2 protein-coding genes and 2 pseudogenes are annotated in these 2,423 nt (G+C 62.9%); all 4 read right to left on the bottom strand.

Features of this window, described 5'->3' with window-relative positions; translation table 11 throughout:
- Nucleotides 1–268: pseudogene (locus P2081_RS20135) on the bottom strand (recombinase family protein); the annotation flags it as partial.
- Between the two features lie 109 nt (nucleotides 269–377).
- Nucleotides 378–764 (bottom strand): hypothetical protein, encoded by a 387-nt coding sequence (locus tag P2081_RS20130; protein ID WP_278924570.1) that lies wholly within the window; start codon nucleotides 762–764, stop codon nucleotides 378–380.
- A gap of 213 nt (nucleotides 765–977) precedes the next feature.
- A complete protein-coding gene (locus tag P2081_RS20125; protein ID WP_278924569.1) occupies nucleotides 978–1,859 on the bottom strand; it encodes an EamA family transporter in 882 nt (293 codons plus the stop codon).
- 133 nt (nucleotides 1,860–1,992) lie between these two features.
- Nucleotides 1,993–2,304, bottom strand: a pseudogene (locus P2081_RS20120) (dihydrodipicolinate synthase family protein); the annotation flags it as partial.
- Between the last annotated feature and the right edge of the window lie 119 nt (nucleotides 2,305–2,423).

Raw genomic sequence — 2,423 nt, 5'->3', positions numbered from 1 at the left:
TTGCGTGCCGGGACTCGAGCTGACGCAGAGCCTGGCTATGGAGCCGGAGCAAATCATCGCCTTCTTTCTCTTCAACTTTCTTGCGCGCCAGAAACTTCTCCCGAAACTTTGCATAGGCCTGATCCTGCATCAGACCGACCTTTAGCCCAGACAGGATCGAGAGCGCGGCATCTTCTTCTTTCAGTCCGCGCATCCCGGTGCAGATGGATGCGCCTTTCTCTTTGGCGTTGGCGCAGTAGTATCGCCGCGTCTTGCCGCTGCCGGCCACGGCGATGAGCGCAGTCGCAGATAAAGGCTACTTCAGCGGTCGTGAAATCCTGGCCTGTCACGAGGAAGGCATCACCACGACCCTCCCGCGACCCGAGACCTCGGGCGATCTACGCGGCTCCCAAAGGTCTCCGTGATCGGTTGATGCCGACAATTTTGCGACTGGTGGGGTAGAAGGCCAGCACATCGACGTTTATGGCATGGGAGTTCTGGTCCCACCCTTCCAGCTGACCGGGAAAATTTGGCGCCCAGGACGACAGTGGCGCGGCTTCTGGCGCAACAAAGGCACCGCCTTCGCCGATCAGGCCGTAGTCGCGACCGGGCTCTGGCAGGGCAGGCGGGTTGTGCGGTGTGGCCTCGAACCAGCGCTGGACGATCGGGTCGCGGATGTCGATGACACCGGGTTCTCCGCCGCCGCCACCCGCGGCGTATGCTGCAGATGCAAGCAGGCTCGTGGCGAGGGTCAGAGATACGGGCAGATGGTGAAACTCAGGCATAAAGGCCCCCTGTTTTGATGCTGACGTGAGGCTGCTGCGGTTCCGTCAGCTTGTTGTGGCTGCTCGAAAGCCTACGTCATGCCTGTCCCTGCTCAATTCGCATTCCGGGAAACTGGATAGCCAATAATCGAATAGCTGGGACTGCGGAGTTGTGCTGTGGTCACAGTCAGAAACCGGTCTGTCGGGGGAGTTTCATGCCCAGCCCGCGCGGGGTCAGTTCAGGAGCAGCAGCGCGCTGCCCAGTCCGACCAGCAAAGCCGCGATCAGCCCGCGTGGCGTCGGTTGCAGCCGCTGGCGCAGCAGCAGCGCGGCAAACAGGGCGCTGAACAGCACGTCCAGCGCCCCGATCAGCGCGACGCTGGTGACAGAAGTGTGCAGCAGGGCCGCCAGCTGCAGCGTCTGTCCGGCTGAAAGCAGCAGCGCTGTGCCAAGAAATCCGACGCTGCGGTCGGCCAGCAGATAGTGCAGCCGCGTTTGTCTGCTGGCGCTGCCTCGGCACAGGAAAGCCCAGCCAAGATAGCACAGGCAGCCCGCACTTGCGCCAGCGCAGGTCGCCAGCAGCGGGTCGGGTAGCTGCATCAGTCCCAATTTGCGCAGGCCGTAGGACAGAGCGTAGCTGGCCGCCGAAAGCAGCCCCAACGACACGCCCGCCAGCGCTCCCACTGGAGCCGCGCTGCCGGAGAAAGCGAACACCCCAGCCACCACCAGCCCCCCGCCCACCAGTTCGGCAAGACCAGGCCAGTCGCCGATCAGCAGGATGGCAAGCGGTATGGCAAAGAGCGGGATCAGGCGGCGTAGCATGGCGGCGCCGACCGGACCCAGGATTTCGGTGGATCGGTACATGAACAACCGTCCCAGAACTGTCGCACATACACCGGCCACAGCAAACAGGCCAAGCGCCCGCCAGTGGGTGTCATCCGCTGGCAGCACTGGTTCGCTACCAGCCAACAGCCACAGCGCCCCGGTCAGCAGTGTAGTCACCAGCACCGACAGGAACACCCCGCCATCGCCGCGCCGGTGGTTGCGGCTGCGGGCGATGGTGACGCCAGCCATCCCGTAGCAGGCGGCAGAACACAGGGCAAAGAGCTCTCCCAAAGGGACCTCAGCTGGCTGAAAATCAAGGGGCAGGGGGAATGATCAGGCCGCGCGGGTGTATGTCCGCGCGGCCTGATCAGTGCAGGGCCGGGAGATCAGGGCAGATAGGCCGCCGCCCGGCGGGCGCTACTGTTCAGAGCTTAAGCCCGCAGCCCTCGAACGCCTCGCGGATGGTGGCTTTTTCCGTCTCGGTCAGGTTCAGCATCGGATGGCGCACCGGGCCGCCGACCTGACCCAGCAGCTCCTGCCAGTATTTGCCGAAGGCCTGAGGTTTGTCCACCGGGCGGCTGCTGGCGATCGCCTCGCGCACGGGTTTCAAGCTGTCGCGCAGGGTGCGGGCCTCGTCGAATTTGCCCTGGAAAGCCAGCTGGGTGTAATCGTGCATGCGCCGGTCATTGCGGGTTTGCAGCTGATAGGGCGGCGAGGAGCAGAGATAGAGCTTCCAGTGTTGATTGTCACTGAGAACTGACCCGGTATTTTCACCGAGATTTGACCCACCTTCAGTTATGCGCTGTAGTTTATGATGTGGTCAATGTTGCGGTCTCCTTTCCTGTTTTCTTTGCA

This window comes from Pseudophaeobacter profundi (assembly GCF_029697505.1).
Lineage (GTDB): Bacteria > Pseudomonadota > Alphaproteobacteria > Rhodobacterales > Rhodobacteraceae > Pseudophaeobacter > Pseudophaeobacter profundi.
Note: the sequence above shows the minus strand (reverse complement) of the source record. Positions and strands in the feature narration are given on the sequence as shown.

Bases quoted from the DNA above. Each gene is read 5' to 3' on its own strand.
- P2081_RS20130 (WP_278924570.1), bottom strand. From the start codon at position 764: ATGCCTGAGTTTCACCATCTGCCCGTATCTCTGACCCTCGCCACGAGC.